14 protein-coding genes are annotated in these 18,577 nt (G+C 35.7%); 7 read left to right on the top strand and 7 right to left on the bottom strand.

The features are described from left to right. Positions 1-20: 20 nt before the first annotated feature. The 5 genes from AB674_RS05970 to AB674_RS05950 form a co-directional block, all read right to left on the bottom strand. Positions 21-2,420, bottom strand: coding sequence for a TonB-dependent receptor (locus AB674_RS05970; protein WP_047774765.1), 2,400 nt, complete (start codon positions 2,418-2,420; stop codon positions 21-23). A gap of 93 nt (positions 2,421-2,513) precedes the next feature. Further along, positions 2,514-3,173: a hypothetical protein gene (locus AB674_RS05965; RefSeq protein WP_047774764.1), complete on the bottom strand. Its 660-nt coding sequence runs from the start codon at positions 3,171-3,173 to the stop codon at positions 2,514-2,516. 13 nt (positions 3,174-3,186) lie between these two features. Beyond that, on the bottom strand, positions 3,187-3,798 hold the full coding sequence (locus AB674_RS05960) for an RNA polymerase sigma-70 factor (protein WP_082210593.1): 612 nt from the start codon (positions 3,796-3,798) through the stop codon (positions 3,187-3,189). 330 nt (positions 3,799-4,128) lie between these two features. Beyond that, complete coding sequence (locus AB674_RS05955) at positions 4,129-4,596, bottom strand: OsmC family protein (protein WP_047774762.1); 468 nt, start codon at positions 4,594-4,596, stop codon at positions 4,129-4,131. Positions 4,597-4,673: 77 nt separating this feature from the next. Then, positions 4,674-5,399 carry a CPBP family intramembrane glutamic endopeptidase gene (locus AB674_RS05950; protein WP_047774966.1) on the bottom strand — a complete coding sequence of 242 codons (726 nt, stop codon included), beginning with the start codon at positions 5,397-5,399 and terminating at the stop codon, positions 4,674-4,676. A gap of 346 nt (positions 5,400-5,745) precedes the next feature. Between AB674_RS05950 and AB674_RS05945 the strand changes: the two genes are divergently transcribed. Next, the gene (locus AB674_RS05945; protein ID WP_047774761.1) at positions 5,746-6,435 is read left to right on the top strand and encodes an NUDIX hydrolase; all 690 of its coding nucleotides are present in this window, start codon (positions 5,746-5,748) and stop codon (positions 6,433-6,435) included. A 79-nt stretch (positions 6,436-6,514) separates the two neighbouring features. On the opposite strand, the gene AB674_RS05940 is transcribed toward AB674_RS05945, so the two are convergent. Then, on the bottom strand, positions 6,515-7,513 hold the full coding sequence (locus AB674_RS05940; RefSeq protein ID WP_047774759.1) for a GntR family transcriptional regulator: 999 nt from the start codon (positions 7,511-7,513) through the stop codon (positions 6,515-6,517). Positions 7,514-7,615: 102 nt separating this feature from the next. Between AB674_RS05940 and AB674_RS05935 the strand changes: the two genes are divergently transcribed. From AB674_RS05935 to AB674_RS05910, 6 genes are all read left to right on the top strand, one after another. Further along, positions 7,616-8,671: an aldose epimerase family protein gene (locus AB674_RS05935; protein ID WP_047774757.1), complete on the top strand. Its 1,056-nt coding sequence runs from the start codon at positions 7,616-7,618 to the stop codon at positions 8,669-8,671. A 47-nt stretch (positions 8,672-8,718) separates the two neighbouring features. Then, positions 8,719-9,879, top strand: a complete 1,161-nt coding sequence (galK, locus tag AB674_RS05930; RefSeq protein ID WP_047774755.1) for a galactokinase — start codon at positions 8,719-8,721, stop codon at positions 9,877-9,879. A 16-nt stretch (positions 9,880-9,895) separates the two neighbouring features. After that, a complete protein-coding gene (locus AB674_RS05925; protein WP_047774753.1) occupies positions 9,896-10,960 on the top strand; it encodes a UDP-glucose--hexose-1-phosphate uridylyltransferase in 1,065 nt (354 codons plus the stop codon). Between the two features lie 189 nt (positions 10,961-11,149). Beyond that, positions 11,150-12,850 (top strand): sodium/sugar symporter, encoded by a 1,701-nt coding sequence (locus tag AB674_RS05920; protein WP_047774751.1) that lies wholly within the window; start codon positions 11,150-11,152, stop codon positions 12,848-12,850. Positions 12,851-13,335: 485 nt separating this feature from the next. Beyond that, positions 13,336-16,182, top strand: a complete 2,847-nt coding sequence (locus AB674_RS05915) for a T9SS type A sorting domain-containing protein (protein ID WP_047774749.1) — start codon at positions 13,336-13,338, stop codon at positions 16,180-16,182. 133 nt (positions 16,183-16,315) lie between these two features. Beyond that, on the top strand, positions 16,316-16,921 hold the full coding sequence (locus AB674_RS05910) for a hypothetical protein (protein WP_047774748.1): 606 nt from the start codon (positions 16,316-16,318) through the stop codon (positions 16,919-16,921). A gap of 332 nt (positions 16,922-17,253) precedes the next feature. Here the strand turns inward: AB674_RS05910 and AB674_RS05905 are convergent, their stop codons facing one another. After that, a complete protein-coding gene (locus AB674_RS05905; RefSeq protein WP_047774747.1) occupies positions 17,254-18,498 on the bottom strand; it encodes an NAD(P)/FAD-dependent oxidoreductase in 1,245 nt (414 codons plus the stop codon). Positions 18,499-18,577 lie beyond the last annotated feature (79 nt).

The following is an 18,577-nucleotide window of genomic DNA, read 5'->3' as shown; positions in this document are numbered from 1 at the left end:
TATAGTTTAAATTTAATTGATTATTGTAAAAGATATCTTAGTTTCAGACTGAAAAATCTACCCGGTTTTTGCAGTAAGTAATTATCGTAAACCTGTTTGTCAAAGAGGTTACGACAGACTGCATTTAGACTATAACGGCCCTCTCCAAAAGTATACCCCAGACCTGCATCCTGTACAAATTGTGTAGGAACGTACAGCTTATCAGGAGGAGCTCCCAAACTTGGCCAACCCAAATAATATTGATGTACATAATGGGTACTGGCAAAAAATGAAATTTTGTGTTTCATTTGAAATAAATGATCCAGAAACAATCTAACCTCAGCATTTCCCATTAAATAAGGGGTATTACGCAATCTGTCCTGGTAAACATAATTTCGCGCACCATTTGTTTCAAAACGCTGCATGTTTCTAATATCCTGATAGGTAAAATTGAATGCTAACTCAAACCATTGCTGACGGGCATAATTTGCTTCGAATTCAACTCCAAGTGTTTGTATTTTTCCTAAATTTTCATAACGGGCTGTTCCAAACAAATCGCCTTCAGCCAGCCAAATCAAATTTTTTGTATTTCGGAAAAACAGGTTAAAACCTAAATTCAAATGCTGTGTACCACTATCTATCGTTTTCTGAAGGGAGGCATTGGCATTAAAACTTCTTTCAGGCTGTAAATCAGGTGCGTTTAAAATAGTGTTCCCATTACCCAAAAGTTCAGCCGCTTCCGGTAGTCTTGCTGCATTCTCTACAGAAACCTTTACAGTATATTCGCTTGGAAGCAACAATTTAGACGCATAACCAAAAGTGGATACATTATCTTTGGTGTTGAGATAAATCAATTCCTGAGAAGCACCGTTCTTGTAGTCGTAATCAACTGTATTGGCATTGTAGGCAAAATACTTCGCAAAAAAAACATTTGACCATCGGTCATTAAAAGAAGTAATTTCATAAGACAAACCCGCAATATGTTTGTTCAGATCCTGAGGATTTCTAAACGGTATTGTCCATTCTGCTGTAGCAATTGCATCACTGCCTTTTCTTGAAATACCGCTGAAGACATAATTAAAATTAACCTGCTGATTGGACTTAATTTGGTACGCAAAATTTACTCTCGCCAACCTGGTATTATCCTGAAAAGAATATATTGATTTTGATGCTTTATGCCCACCCAGTTCTCCGTTTGCTACCGTGCCTGTTGGCTTTCCTCTCCAATTGTATTTGTACGAGCTTGTATCTGTTGTAGTACCTCTTAATTTATTTATAGAAGCATATAAATCAACATTCAAATTGGAGAACAGAAATCCTTTCTTAGAATATCTTACAGAAGGCATCACAAATTTCTCCTTATATCGTACATCTCCATACACATAGGCCATCGTTCTCCCGGTCTGTATCCCTCGATCCTGATCTGACAAAGTCAATCCGAATAAGAAAACATCTGCCCATTTGACGTTGGTAAATCCAACATCTGTTTTTATGGTATATGATTTGTAATCGTCATTAAACCTTCTAAATCTTGGATAACCGGGAACTACTCTACCGTCTGCCTCTGCAACCTCAACTGTTGGCCCCCATACTTGATAATTATTATCGGAATAATTATAAAAAGAATTGGTTTGTACCGTAAAACCGGATTTAGCTCTCCATTTTCCTGATAACGCAGTGCGATACGTATTAAAAGAGCCTATTGTCTGCGAGAGATCCAGATAATTTTTATGACGGGTACGGCTCACAAGATTTATAGAACCCCCAAGTGCATCGGCACCAAGCGCGACGGGTGTAACTCCTTTGTAAACTTCGATTCTATCGATCGTATTAATTGCAAAATTGTTGATACTAAAGGATGACCCAAAGCTTTCCATAGGAATTCCATCTATAAAAATCTTTACTGCCTTGCCCGACAATCCGTTAATCGAATAGTTAAATTCAGAACCCATACCTCCTGTTTCCTGTACACGAATCCCGGACGTTCCGTCCATCAGACGGTTTAAATCTACATCGCGTTCTGCCAGTTTCTTTGTATTAATAACAGAGACAGCAAACGGCTGTTCCCTGACTTTGGTTTCGACTGTTTTAGTAAAGAGATCAACCGAATTTAGTGCAACCGAATTGGAACTTAATGTAACAACAATTTTCTCTTTTAAATTCTTCTTAACAACAACATCGATTTCCTGAGATTGATATTCGTTCATCGATACAATCAACCCATATTTTCCGGGTGCCATATTCTCAAAAACGAATTTCCCTGAATGATCGCTATACACTATCGTAGCCGTTTTTTGCAGTTGTATTGCAGCGCCCGCCAGAGGTTGACTATCGTCACCCAGTACATACCCCGTAAGACTGGTATTACTATCATTTTGAGCATAAACTGTAGAATATACGACCGCAAAAAGGATCGTTAAAAAAAATCTTTTAAATTGCATTGTTCATTATTTGTTCGCTAAACCCATAACTTTCAGATCTTACTACCTTTAGTTATGTCGTTTCTCGTATGTACTCTATTTACTAATCATTCTTTATAAATCAAACCGCTCCGACAACCTAGCACTAAAGACTCTTGGCAGCCCTTCTGCAATCTCTTCTTTGGTTGCGGTTATTACATTATATTCATCATCCGTCATGGCCAGATAAGTTTGTCCTTTACGTAATTTTACCCTGTCCTGATAAGTATCGGTGCAATCTGATGTCCCTGTGCCAATATTAAACTCTCTTACCGCTGCCGAATCACTGGTGACTGAAACCGCGCCACAGAATTTGATATCATTAGCCTGACCCAAAAAATCTGTTGAAATGTTACACTGACTTCCCGGCTCAACCAAAAAAGATAAATTTCCTATGTTGATTCTTTTGATTTGCTGTCCGTGGATATTGTTAACCAAAATCTGAGAACCAAATGTGGATGAATTGTAATAGTGTAAACTTATAATTCCGAATACCACACATGCGGCAGTAGTCAATGCCGTATAAAGAAATCTGTTTGGCATTTTTGGTTTTGCATTAATCGTTTTTGCAGCGATTGAGTTCCAGATTTCTTCTTTTACTCCCAATCTTTGTGGAGATACTATGATCTCATTCTCTAAATCTATAACACGTAACCAATGCTCAACACTCGCCTTTTCGGCAGCATTGCATTCATTCTTCGCATATTTTTCTAATAAATCTGATGTAATAAACACGATATTGGCTTTGTTATATAATTATGTAGTTGCACAAGTCTTCACTAACCCTACATAGAGTTGTAAAAAAAATAAGCGAACTGCGAAAAATTTTTAAATGGTCACGAATATGTCTGAGCGCTCTTGTAATGTTTCCTTCAACGGCTTTCTCTGTAATGACAAGCGAAGCGGCTATAGAACGATTGTCCATACCCTCTTCTCTGCTCATTAGATATACCTGTCGACAGCGTTCCGGAAGCCCATTTATAGCAGCCTGTAATTCCCGAAGCAAATCCTTATGCAGCATATGTTCTTCGGTATTGTTAGAAACGGTGTTGTTCTCTGTAAGATGAGCACTCTCGTATTCTTTTTTGGTAGCCTGCTTCCGGTGATACTCTAATATCTTGAGCTTTGTTGCCCCATAGAGGTAGGCTCTAATTGAAGTTTGAATTTGCAGTTTTTCGCGCCTTTCCCAAATACTGATAAAAATCTGCTGAACGATTTCTTTTGCTGCTTCTTCGTCACCTGTATGATGTCGGGAAAAACAAAATAGCTCATTCCAATACTGATCATATAATTCCGGAAAGTTTTTAGCATTGATGTTTAGATATTCCTCTTTCATAAAATTAAAAATATCTACAAACATATCTTATTTAGACTAAATAAGCATAATGACAATAAAAAATATGCCTCTTTGTTTTTGATACTTTAAACGTAGTAAGAATAATTTGACGTCTTGACGGAATCAATTCCTGTATTTTAAAAAAAATAACCTGTGAGTATTTTTTATTTCTGAATACTGTGAAAGTCTTTTTAGACAATAAACCGCTATAAAACAAAACAATCGCCTGAGTAGCGATTGGTTTGTTTTATTTTTCAAAGCAGTACGAACAGCAAAAACCGGGACCTTATTTTTTACAATAATTCCGTTTTTAATTGTTTTCTAAAATGCTTTTTAGAGAAGTGTTCGCTCTTTTTAAATTACTTCACAACTTGCATGATGCACAACCGGAAAATTGCAGGAATTGGCAATAAAACACAATTGGTTGGCTTTTTTGTGCAATGTTACTGCTAATTCAACTTTATCTGAATTGGCAATCGTTACTTTTGGATTTAAACGAACTTCTGTAAAACGACCGCTGCCATCAGGATTTACTTCTAGCGTTGCTTCGGCATTGTCGGAATATGCTAAAACTTCAATTCCGTTTTGGGAGCAGACATACAGGTAAGACATCATATGGCAGGAAACCAAACTACTCAACAGTAAATCTTCGGGATTGTATAAGGACGGATCACCCTTGAAAGCTTTTGCTGCCGACACCTCTAAAATCGGTTTTCCTTCCAATGAAATTGTATGGCTTTTGCTGTAAAATCGGGAAGTTAATTCCGGATTTTGTTTTGATGTCCATTTTGCCGTTGCTTTGAAAAGATGTTTGAATGCCATATTTTTATTTCAAATGTAGTTGTTTTTTTCTGCCACGAATAGCACTACTTTGCGCTAAATAATAGTCCGGTACTTTTTCATTTCACCATCCTTAGTAAATTCTGCAAAAAATTGGTCAGATTGTGGGAGATTACAGGTAGTAAGATACTTTTACTTTCAACTGTTATCCAACTCCAGATATAACCGGACAAAAAGGTACAGATGAAAACATATATTTCGAATTCGATAGTACTTTTAAAATGAAGTGCATGTACAAGTCCGAACAAAATTCCGATAATTAAAACACCCGGATTTCCCAAACTCCATTTGCCAATTTTAATTTTGTCTTTTAATGAAATTAATAACAGACCCAACAAAATAGCTCTGAACATTATCTCTTCATCCAGACCCGGCATTGATAATTGATAGAATAAGGTCTCCCAATCCAATTCTTTCGGACTATCAAAATACGAGAAAAAAGAAGAGCAGACCATCAAAACCGCAGCCCATATTGTCTTCGAAAAGGCCTTTGAATCCTGCTTAAATCGCAAAAAATCAAATGGTTTTAATTTGTTTTTTAATACCGTATATATCAAAAGTCCAAAAAGTATCCCCAGCAGCTTTCCCGTCCAATTCCACTGTCCTTTTATTACTTGTAGTGCAACAAATTCCTTTGGAGCCTTAAGAATTAACTGATACAAAATAAAAATAACCGTAAAAAGTACAATCATTTTAACTTGAGATTTGTCTTTGAGCAGAAGAAGCATCAGAGGCAGTATAAGTAATACCGGCAAAACACTTTCCATTATAAAATTTATTCTCATTCGGTTTTTATCAAAATTAGTTCTGCCTGTTGCAAGATCCGCAGTTAGTTTAAAAATCAAAAAAATAACGGTTTCTTTTGTTTTATTACTTCATCAGATCATCTTACTTGCCGATTTCAAAAATAAAACATAAAAGTGCTTAAAAGTGCTTCGCAAGAAATTTTATGCAAATAGATAACTTTATATTAAATTTGAAACTTATTAGGGAAACTGAAATCAGATTTCGGGCCAAAAAACAAAATAGTAAAGACCTATTTTCAGAACTATAGCTATTAAATGTAAAAACAACATTATAAAGCATGAAACCCATTAGGAAGTTTATATCTTTACCAGCAAAAATTAGACTATGCTAAACAACTATAGCACTGCCGATAAGGTTTTATTAGCAGTAGATTGTATTATTTTTGGATTTGACCACGAGGGGTTGAAAATACTCTTAATAAAAAGGGATATTGAGCCGGAAAAAGGAAAATGGTCTTTGATTGGCGGTTTTTTAAGACGAGATGAATCGCTGGATAGTGCTGCTGTCAGAATCTTAAACACTTCCACAGGTCTAAACGACATTTATATGGAGCAATTGTATGCTTACAGCGAAATTGATCGTGATCCTGTTGATCGAACTATTTCCGTTTCTTATTATGCTTTGATCAATATCGAAAATCATAACGCAGAACTGATTCAGAATTATCATGCCAAATGGTTTAGCATCAATGATATTCCGAAATTAATTTTTGACCATGACGACATGTTACAGCATGCTATTGGCAGATTGCAATACAAAACCTCTATAAAACCAATTGGATTTGAATTACTGCCTGAAAAATTCACCATGCGTCAATTACAGGAGTTATACGAAGCAATTCTGAGTAAAGAATTAGACAAACGAAACTTTATCAGTAAGATTAATTCTTTAGAGATTCTAAACAAATTAGACGAAAAAGACATGCAGTCTTCCCGAAAAGGCTCTTATCTCTATACTTTCAACAAAGAGAAATACGAAGAAAAATTATTGAATAATTTTGCACTGAACTTGTAAAAAAGTAGACGATCACATACACACCCCTGACAAAATATTTTTTTCAGGGGTGTTTTTTTTTACCTTAAAAAATAAAGCTTTACAGCGAATTTCGCATAATTAGAGAAGATTTGTTTTCTATCTGTGCTTTACTTCCCCTTAAAACCATTTCGGCCAAAATTTCTCCCATAGCCTCAAAATGGGTTGAAATTGTGGTAATTCCGTTGGCTACGATTTTCTTTAAGGGAGTTTCATTATACGAAATAATACCAAAATCACTTCCTAATTTTAGATTCTGATTTCCTGCATCCTCAATTACCTTTACCAGATCACGATCATTCGGAATGATATAAAGATCTCCAATTGTGATTTCTCTGTCTGTAAATTCTCTTATAATTTCGTATTCAAAATGATACTGCGTACAAAAATCTTCAAAGCCTAATTTCATTCCCAATGGTTCTTTGGATCCCGGAAAAATCAAAATCAATTTCTTGTATTTACTTAATCGTGTTTTTCCTTTTAACAACCCTTCAAAAATATCCTTTTTATGATTTTGATAAATGGCAGGATAAACTTTTAAATCCGGATTGGTCTGATCCAGTATAATTACCTCGTTTACTGGTAGGGTTTTTATAGCATCCACCAAATCGGTTAAGTCTGTTGGCATAATAATGTATTTGGTGTAATTCCCGTTGCTGTCGTTTATGAGTTTTTGAAATACCTGAAGATTAAAATGATGAAAGAAAATATCTACCTGAACATTCTTCCCGATATTTTTCAGAAACGAATTATAAATGTCTTCCTTAAAAATATTCAATTCATCAAAAAGTAAAAATACCTTATGTTTTATGGTTGTTTCAACACTTTTTACATAATATCCTTTGCCCGGTATGGCATAAATAATCCCTCTTTTTTTAAGTTCATCATACCCTTGCAAGACAGTATCTCGCGACAACGAAAAAGCCAGACAAACTTTATTTACCGATGGCAGTCTATCTCCTTTTACTAATTTCTCCTCTTCAATTGCCTTCTCAATTGAAAGAATTATTTGCTTGTATTTTGGAAGACCAAGATTGTTTTGGACAGAAATTACGTTCATAGAAAATATTTTTTTGCGCAATATACAAAAAACTGGTAGGTACTGGTATGTAAGTTTTTCAAATGTTTTTACTTTTGAATTCCATTTTTGATAAAAAATTATATGAAAACAAAACATATAGCCTCTCCTCAGAATCTATCCGGTTCCAAATTATTTGGTTTAATGCCAAATAACGAAGAAATTTATTCTTTTGAGTTGGCCAACAAAAACGGAATGAAAGTTCAGATTATCAATTATGGAGCGACGGTTACCTCGTTACAAGTTCCGCTTTCGAACGGGAAATTGACCGACGTCGTTTTGGGATTTGATACACTGGAATCTTATTTAGAATCTTATGCTTTGCCAACCCCTCCCTATTTCGGAACCACTGTTGGTCGATATGCAGGAAGAATCAACAAGGCTTCTTTTACGCTAAACGATAAAACTTTTGAACTTCCGGACAACAATAATGGTACTACTTTACATGGTGGCAATTTTGGTTTTGGAAGAAAAGTGTGGGAGGTCACCAATACAACTTCGGGTAAAGATTCTGCGATAACGTTTAGTCTTTTAAGCGAAGATTCAGACGAGAATTTCCCGGGAGAGCTACAGGTTTACTTGACTTATACGCTGACAGAAGAAAACGAATTAAAGTTAGAATACAAAGCAACAACGACGGACGATACAATTATCAACTTGACAAACCACAGTTATTTTAACCTCAACGGTGCCGATTCTTCTGTTTTAGATCAGGAATTGTATATCGAATCGGTTCAAATAATAGAAACAAACGATCACAATATTCCAACGGGACAATTAATTACACTTGAGGATCATGAATTTGACTTCAGAACACCAAAAAAATGTCCATTCCCGATTGACACCTCTTTTGTGGTGCATTCTGAAACGGATGTTATTGCAAAATTAATCAGTTCAAAAAACAATTTGCAAATGAGCGTTTACACTGATCAGCCGATTGTTCATGTTTATATTGGAGGAAATTGTTTTAACCAACTAAAAGGAAAAGAAAACGTAGCTTATCATTCGTCAAGCGGAATTTGTTTCGAAACGCAAAATTTTCCGGATGCGCCAAATCACAAACACTTTCCGAATTCGGTTTTAAGAAAAGGGGAAGAATACCGACAGCGAACGGTTTATCGATTTGAAAATTTAAATTAAAAGTTTCTGAAAAAACTACCGGACATTCCTTTTATAATTACAAAATAATGAGTGACACTTTAATACAAAATACCACCGCTTTTTTTGAGAAGTCTTTTGGCAACTCTCCACAGAAAACAGTACTTTCCCCGGGAAGGATCAACATTATTGGGGAACATATTGACTACAACGACGGTTATGTTTTACCGGCTGCAATTGACAAAGTAATTTGTTTCACTTTTGCAAAAAACAACAGCACTACATCTAAAATAATTGCTCTCGATTTAAATGAAGAATTCGAAGTTGATTTAACAAAAGAGATTCAATTAAGTGAAATCACCTGGACCAATTACATCCTCGGAGTGCTAAAACAACTACAGGATAATGGATTTTCTTTTGAAGGGTTCAACTGTGTTTTCAGCAGTACTATTCCCGTGGGTTCAGGATTGTCTTCTTCTGCGGCATTGGAATGTGGAATGATTTTCGGGGTTGCAGCACTTTTTGACCTTACCATCAAAAAAGTTGATATCGCACTAATGGGTCAGAAAGCAGAACATTGGGTAGGGATCAATTGCGGAATCATGGATCAGTTTTCGAGTGTTCATGGAATTGAAAATAAAGTAATCAAATTAGATTGTAACACTTTAGAATTTGAATATCATGACGCCAATTTCAAAGATTATTCTCTGATGCTGATGGACAGCAATGTAAAACATTCTCTCTTTACTTCTGAATATAATACCAGAAGAATGGAATGTGAAGAAGGGTTCTCTTTTATTAAAAGTCATTTTCCCGAAATAAAAAGTTTTAAAGATTGTAGTGAGCAACAACTTTTGAGCCTTCAGGATAAAATGAATCCCATTATATTTAAAAGAGTTCATTTTGTTGTAAAAGAAATTAATCGTGTACAAAAAGCTTGCGAGGCATTAGACAGTGGAAATATCGAACTTTTAGGAGCGCTACTTTTCGAAACTCATAACGGTTTATCTCAAGAGTATGAAGTTAGTTGTGCTGAGTTAGACATGCTTGTAGCTACAGCAAAAGCAGATGATACGATAATTGGTTCCCGATTAATGGGTGGCGGCTTTGGTGGTTGCACTCTAAATTTAATTAAAAAAGGTAGCGAAAATGAGGTCAAAAACAAGTTTTCGAATCTTTATTTAAATACATTTGGGATTGAATTAAAATTTTATGATGTAAAAATTTCAAACGGAACAATTCTCATTTAATCCCACTACAATCACAATGAAAAACTTTGACATTACCGAAGATCCGCACAGACGTTTCAATCCACTAATTAATGAATGGGTTTTGGTCTCACCCCATCGTGCAAAACGTCCCTGGCAAGGCCAAAACGAAACTATTTCTACTGAAGTCTTGCCCAAACATGACCCAACTTGTTACCTCTGTCCTGGTAATGCCCGGGCCAACGGAATGCACAATCCGAAATACGACAACAGTTTTGTTTTTGAAAATGATTTCGCCGCAATGAAGCAGGATGAAATTATGTTTGAGGAAGACATTAAACACACTTTTTTTAAGGCACAGCCGGAACGTGGTATTTCACGAGTAGTTTGCTTTTCTCCAAGGCATGATCTTACCTTACCGGAAATGGATATTGACGAAATTGAAAATATCATTACCACCTGGAAAAAAGAGTATACGGAGTTAGGAAACATAAAGTACATCAACTACGTTCAAATTTTCGAAAACAAAGGAGCTGTGATGGGCTGTAGTAATCCACATCCACATGGTCAGATTTGGGCGCAATCCTCCTTACCTACTCAAGTTGAAAAAACACAAAACAATCAAAAAGCTTACTTTGATAAAAACGGAACAACACTACTGGCCGATTATCTTAAAGCAGAATTAAGATCCGGAGAACGTATTGTAATCGAGAATGATCACTTTGTCGCTTTGGTTCCTTTTTGGGCAATCTGGCCTTATGAAACCATGATTATCAGTAAACGATCTTTTGGAAAAATCACGGATTTAACCACAGATGAAACGAGTTCTTTTGCTAAAATATTAAAGCAACTAACCGCTAAGTACGATAATTTATTCAATACTTCTTTTCCTTATTCTTCGGGAATTCACCAATCTCCAACAGATGGATTAGAACATTCGGAATGGCATTTTCATATGCATTTTTATCCGCCTTTATTACGATCTGCCTCGGTCAAAAAATTTATGGTCGGCTATGAAATGTTAGGAGAATCACAAAGAGACAGTACTCCAGAAAAAAGTGCAGAAGTCTTAAGACAATTATCAGATGTACATTATAAAACTGCTAAAGTAAAAGCAAATTAAATATCAAGTTCCAATTGCCCCTACATAAATCAAAAAAACAAACACATTAAATGAGCAAGATTTAATTTTTATTCCACCTTTAAATCTTGCTCGTCTTTTAACCAAAAAAAACATTAAAAACACCTTTTTACCCCAAACCAAAAAAACCACAAGCATACCCTTTACTAACCATTTTAAATACCAAAACCAATGAACCAAAACCTTGCTATCGCCGATTATGCGGTTTTTATTATCTACTTTATCGTAGTAGCTTCCTACGGTTATACGATTTACCGTAAACGCAAAAAAGACGAACAAGATGCTAAGGCTTACTTTCTGGCAGAGGGTAATTTAACCTGGTGGGCAATTGGTGCTTCTTTAATTGCTTCCAATATTTCTGCAGAGCAATTTATCGGAATGAGCGGTGAAGGTTTCTTTTTGGGAATCGCCGTTGCGGCTTACGAATGGATTGCTGCAATTGCCTTAATTATTGTAGCTGTTTGGTTTATTCCTGTATATCTTAAAAATAAGATTTACACCATGCCTCAATTCTTAAAAACACGTTATAATGAGTCGACTGCCTTAATCATGGCTGTCTTCTGGTTGTTTCTGTATGTTTTTGTGAACTTAACCTCTATTTTATATCTTGGCGCCGTTGCCATCAACGGTCTTGCCGGTGGAGAATATTTACACGTAATTATGATTGGCCTGGCATTGTTTGCTTTGGTTATTTCATTAGGAGGAATGAAAGTGGTCGCGTATACCGATGTTATTCAGGTTGCTGTTTTAATTATTGGTGGTTTAGTGACCTCTTATATTGCTTTGACAACGGTTGGACATTATTTTGGCTTTGGAGAAAATGCAATTGAAGGTTTTAAAGTCCTGATGAGAGAAGCTCCGGAGCATTTCAAAATGATCATCCCTAAACCACATGACACCACCGTAACGGCCGTAACCTCTCAACATGATATCGATAAATACTTAACCTTTCCGGGTTTAATGTCGTACATAGCCGGAATCTGGATTATCAATTTAAATTATTGGGGTTGCAACCAATACATCACGCAAAGGGCTTTGGGTGCTGATTTACAAACTGCCCGTACTGGAATTTTATTTGCCGGTATCTTAAAATTATTAATGCCACTAATCGTAATGTTACCCGGAATTGCTGCCTACGTTTTATATCAAAACGGACACTTACCTCAACTAGTAGGCGGGAAAGACGGTGCTTATTCTGCTGTATTAACTTTCCTTCCAACAGGACTCAGAGGACTTTCTGTTGCTGCCCTGACTGCTGCTATTGTAGCTTCACTGGCCGGAAAAGTAAACAGTATCTCTACGATCTATACTTTAGACATTCATAAAAAATACATCCAAAAAGAGGCTGGTGAGAAACAGCAGGTAAATATTGGCCGAATTGCCGTTTTTGCTGCAATGCTTCTGGCGGTTCTTTTTACATGGAATGATCTTTTGGGAATTGGAGGTGTAGGCGGTTTTACTTACATTCAAAAATACACCGGATTTATTAGCCCCGGCGTATTTGCAATGTTCATTCTTGGTATGTTCTGGAAAAGAACTACCGGTACAGCAGCTGTGATAGGCGTAATTTTAGGATTTTTATTGTCAGTACTATTCAATGAATATGCTCCAATGTTATTCGGTAATGAAACCTTGTTATACACCGCTTACAAGAACGGAAAGGGAGCTTATGAAATTCCGTTTCATATTTGTATGGGATTGTCTTTCTTCTTTACAACATTGGCCATGATTCTAATCAGTTTTGCGGGACCAAAAGTAAATCCTAAGGCTTTTGAATTAGACTCGGAAATGTTTAAAGTTAAACCACAAACAACGGTATTAATCATAATAACGCTATTGACCATTATTGCTTTATATGTGAAATTCTGGTAGTTCTATTATTTTCTTTTCGAAAAAAAAAAATTAAACCCGACAGGCTTTAAAAACCTGTCGGGTTTGTTTTTAAAAAACGTTTAAAGAAAATCACAATTTTATAACATTATGTTATTTATTTAGGACAAAACCTCTTTTTTTGGCTTTATTGACTATGCCTCAATGTGTTAAAATTAATTAAACCCGACAAGTTTTAAGAAGCTGTCGGGTTTTTAATTATGTAGGCCACAGCCTTATTTCACACTATTTCTCACAAAATATTCAGTGCTAAATTCTTTGTTGTTTTTTCGAAGCAAAAAACAAAACCCTTGTAATTCAAATATTTCACTTACATTATTCAATGTTTAGATAAAGTAATTTCTTACTATATTTGATATTCGTATCGTTTCCTTTTAAGCTTTACAATATTGATTTTAGAAGTGAGCGATACATATCTCTAAGAAATTAGAATTAACGGAATGTATAACGAAATAAATATTTTTACTATGCTGAAAAATTTAAAACTTTTATTCTTCTCTTTTTTTATCTGCTTTATTCCGACTTTAGCAAAAGCACAGTTGGGCAACTCTTGTGGAATTCCGACTTGGTATTCCGCCACGCAATACTCCAGTAATTCTTATGTCCGATACAATAATGTTGTGTATAAAAACAACTCTTGGTCTCAAGGACCCGGAACAACTCCCGGATCAAGCACTATTTGGTCTGCAATAGGAAGCTGTGATGAACAATTAATCATTAATAATCCATCTCTGGCTTATACCGCATGCAGCACTATTTCTGACTGGAACAGTGCTACACCGAACTACAACGTAAACAACATGGTACGATACAGCAATGGTATCTATAAAGCTAAATATTGGGTCGCAGGGACAGAAGTTCCGGATCAGTCTTCTGCCTATACCTTTATTGGCGTGTGTATCATACCCATAGCGATTTCTCCAACTTACGCAGATGGACAAATTATTATAAAAAGTACCTTATCAGCGATCAACCTTACGGCAACCCTTAATTTGTATGGCTTTTCAGCAACACAAAATAAGATCGAAATAAAAAAGACAACAGAATCTACCTATACGTCTTACAATATGGGTGTATCCGGAAACACGATATCCTACAACTGGACTCCAACCGCGTATGGAGATTACAACATAAGATATACTTCTATAAATTCAATTGGAGTAAGCACTGTAGTAAACACAATTGTTAAAATTGCCATTACCGCTCCTGCTGTTGTAACTATTACCAGTCCAGCGAACACTACTTCGTATTCACAACTAAATTTTTCTCCTATAAGCATTAACTTTACTATTCAGCCTTCGTCCGGAAGCTCCATTAGCAGCATTCAATTTAAGGATCTCACTGCCGGAACTAATTCTAATGTGACTACTAATCCACAAAACACTTATACCTTTAATTGGACACCTCAGAATTATGGCAATAATTCACTACAAATAGCGGCTACAGACAACAATGGTACCATTGCAACAACCAATTTACAGCTTAACATTGTAAATCCTGCCACACAAAATGTTTCCTTTGCCTCACTTCCCAATCAAATAAAAGCAATTAATGGAACACCTAAAACATTCGTGTTTGATAAGAATATCACTTCATTAAAAAGAAGAGATATTACGATCTTTGATTACACTATTACCGGAAATACTTTAAAAATTACGCCTAAAAAAGCAGGCAGATCCGGCCTTCAAATCACAACTTCAGATGGGACTATCTATCATCTTGGTTTAAGAATAGATAATACAAATGGAACCCCGCTAAGATATCCTGACTATGTTTCTGTAGGATCTGTATCTGAAGACACTACCGATGATGTCGCTTTTTACAACAACGGGATGGATAACAGTAATCTACTAAAAAACAATAGAATGGATGTAAGATACATCTATATCAATGGTGGACCGATATCGGGATGGAATACCTGGCAGCCGGACAGAGCAATAAAATTTGCAAGGAATTCTTTAAAAATGGGACTTATTCCTTTCTTTATTTTCTATAACATTCCCGACGGAAGCGAATCTTACTCATTAGATTTAGCACACGTAAAAGATGCTTCATATATGACCGCTTATTTCAATAATCTCAACCTTTTTCTGAATCAGGTTAAAGCGGAACTGGGAGACGAATTTTTTGGAGTAGTATTAGAGCCTGATTTTCTGGGGTACATGCAGCAGAATAACGAACCTGTCACTACTTCAACAGCTGTGAATGCAACAAGCATATCTCAAAATGCAGGTACTTTAAAAACCTTAGTAGAAAGAATAAATTACGAACTCAACAAAAAAAGGACAGACGAAAACCTGAACATGGAATTTGGATGGCAGCTCAATCTTTGGGCAAAATCCGGGGTGGCAGGTCCAAAAGGAATTATCAGAGAAACCGATACCGGCACCTTTACTCCCCAATTGAATAAAATTAAACAAACTGCTGTAGATATTTTTCAATACACCAATAGTATGGGAATTATGTCTAATAACGCAGACTTTATTTCTATTGATAAATATGGTCTTGATGCCATGGGCGCCGGAAACACAGGTGATCCCTCTGACCCCTTCTCTTATACCTGGTTCTGGAATAATGACCACTGGATGAATTACCTGAATTTTGTTCAAAAACTTTACGAAGCCTCCGGCAAACATGTTGTCCTCTGGCAAATCCCCGTAGGGCATATCAATGGTTCAGAAACTCTAAATGAACGAACAGCAGGTCCTTTCCAAATTTTAAATAATACCAGCCAGCACTATGAAGATTCTGCTACTACTTTTTTCTTTGGGGATACCGTAAATTTCTCAAATGACACAAATCGCTATAACTATTTCAGCCAGAATAAACATGCTGATCCCAAACTTCAGGTTAATTCTACAACCAAAAAAGTAACTTTCGGAAATCATTTCGCAGAGGTAAAAAATAGCGGAACTAAACTGGTCTTAATGGGAGCAGGTGTAGGAGCTAGTACGGATGGAATCGGAAATCCGGGAACCACCCTTACAGATGATCATTTCTGGATTCAGAAATTACAGGATTATTACATCAATCAAGCTTCTAACAGTCGCACGCTAAATACTGCGGATATAAATGATGATGTAAAATTTAATTCTCCTCTGATTATTTACCCGAACCCTGTTAAAGAAGAACTAAACATTGATACAAATGAAAAAGTAGAAGTGGTCTATGTTTTTGATATGAATGGTAAAAATGTGATTACGGTGAAACATAAAAATAAAATCAACCTTTCCGCACTTCAAAGCGGATGGTACATAGTGGCTGTAAAACTTGAAAACGGTAAAAAGATTTCCAACAAAATATTAAAAAACTAGAAACAATCCGTTGCAAGCAATGGTTTGTTGAAGAAGATAAAAGAGATGTTTTTTGCATCTCTTTTTTTATTTACATACCTTATTATTTTAGTAAAATATTATTTACATTTGGCGCTTTAACAATACCCTTTTTATGAAAAAACTAATACTTGCCTTATTCCTTATCTCAGGAATGGCCTTTTCTCAAGACATGAACGTGTTACAGGGAAATTTTGATTTTTTAAAAGATCAGAAAGAAATTAACGTTGAATTTGATTATAGTAATTTTACTATGATGAAAGAAAAAAAATCTGAAGCGCAGTATGTTGCAGAAAGAGAGGCAGATCTAAATGAAAAAACAAAAGGAACCGGTACTATTTGGAAAAAGAAATGGGTTTCTGCGAAAGAATTAATCTGGAATCCAAAATTTTTAGAGATTGCCAATGTTGTTTTAGTAAAAGATAAAAAAGACGTTAATTTTCAAGAAGGATTAAATACACCTTATACCTTAATTGTACAAACTATTTGGGTTTATCCGGGTTGGGATGCCGGTATCATGAAACAACATGCAAAAGTGACTACCAATTTAAGATTTGTTGAAACAGCAAATAAATCAAAAGTTTTACTTGAAATCACCAGTGACGAAGCTCCTGGAGACCAATGGGGAAACAACTATAGTAACGAATCCAGAATTGGAGAAGGTTATGCCAAAACAGCAAAATCATTGTCTAAAATGTTGTTGAAAAAAGCATACAGATAAAATATGTAGTTCTGAATATCTTCAGAAAAAAACACAAAAGGGAAACTATAATGGTATCCCTTTTTTTATGACTCCTTCTTAACTTTTTGAAAATTAAGGATCAAGTTCAACAGTTATGAGGAAGTAAAAATCTCGCGGAGTCGCAAAATCGCAAAGTTTTAATGAAAAAGCAGAAAAAAAACTTAGCGACTTGGCGCCTTTGCGAGATCGTCAAAGCGAAAAAGTTGGGAAATACAGGCTGAAAAAGAAGGGTACTGAAAAAGTATAACCTCTCTAAACAAAAAAAGAGGATGCCATTGGCGTCCTCTCCTTATATTATAGTATCACAAAAATTATTTACTTTCTTTTTCCCGATCCAAAAGATACGCCATGTTCTTGATCACATTGTCGTGTTTCTTTACAAAAGGATTTTCTTCATTCCAGACATAACCTGCCAGAACAGAACAAATTTTTTCTTTCACATCCGGATTCTCGGGCTGATGAAAAAATAAAGTCTGTAGGTTTCCGGTGTACCACTCTTTCACGTAAGTGGTAAAAACACCAATCCCGCGTTTCATATATTCTGTAAACTCCACTTCCCAATTAACCTCAATTCCTTTCGATTCTTTGAGATACAATTTGGCCGCCAACATTCCCGATTCTGTCGCAAAAGCAACTCCTGAAGAAAAAACCGGATCTAAAAATTCCGAACTGTTTCCCGTCAAAGCGAAACCATCACCATACATTTTTTTTACGGCTCTGGAGTAATTCTCTAATTTCACGGGCTCAAATAAAAATTCAGTCCCTTTAAATCTTTGTATGTAATAATCCGAAAGCTGAATGGCGTTTCGTAAAGCCTCTGCATTGTCTTTGTTCTCTGACAAAGCATTAATAAAATCGGTTGGACCTACAACTCCTAAACTCGTATTTCCGTTAGAAAAAGGAATCACCCACAACCAAACTTCGGTTTCTAAAATATCAAACGAAATTAAAGTTCCTTCCTCGCCCTCCGGTCTGTTTATATCTTTTACATGTGAAAATATCGAAGAATGAGGGTCTAACTTTGACGGAGTATCAAGATCTAAAAGCCTTGGCAAAACACGTCCGTATCCGCTGGAATCGATAATGAATTTAGCATGGATTTCTTTTAAATTTCCATCCTTATCTTTTACAATTGTTTTAGAATTTTTCCCTTCAAAAGAAACTTCCAAAACTTCCGATTCAAATTCCAGATCAATTCCTTTTCTAATTACTTCCTGCGCCATGGTGTTGTCAAAATCAGCTCTTGGCACTTGCCAGGTCCAATCCCAGCCTTCACCAAATTTTTTACTGAAATCAAAAACACAAATTTCTTCACCTCTTATAAAACGAGCCCCTAGTTTCTTTTCAAAATTCATTTTGTCAAGGCTTTCAAAAAGCTCTGCCTCTGCAAAATGATCCATAACACGCGGAATAAGACTCTCCCCGACAACAAGTCTTGGGAATCTTGTTTTTTCCACCACTTTTATCTTAACGCCATTATTATGAAGATACGATGCCGAAACGCATCCTGAAGGTCCTGCGCCTATGATTAAAACATCTACAAACTCCTTTGTCATATTAGAAATGTTATGATTTATTAACTTACATTTGCCATCATCAAAATAACCACATTTATTTTGATAAATAAAATTAAAT

It is taken from the genome of Flavobacterium sp. ABG, assembly GCF_001027725.1.
GTDB lineage: Bacteria > Bacteroidota > Bacteroidia > Flavobacteriales > Flavobacteriaceae > Flavobacterium > Flavobacterium cupriresistens.
This window is presented reverse-complemented; position numbering and strand designations above follow the sequence as displayed.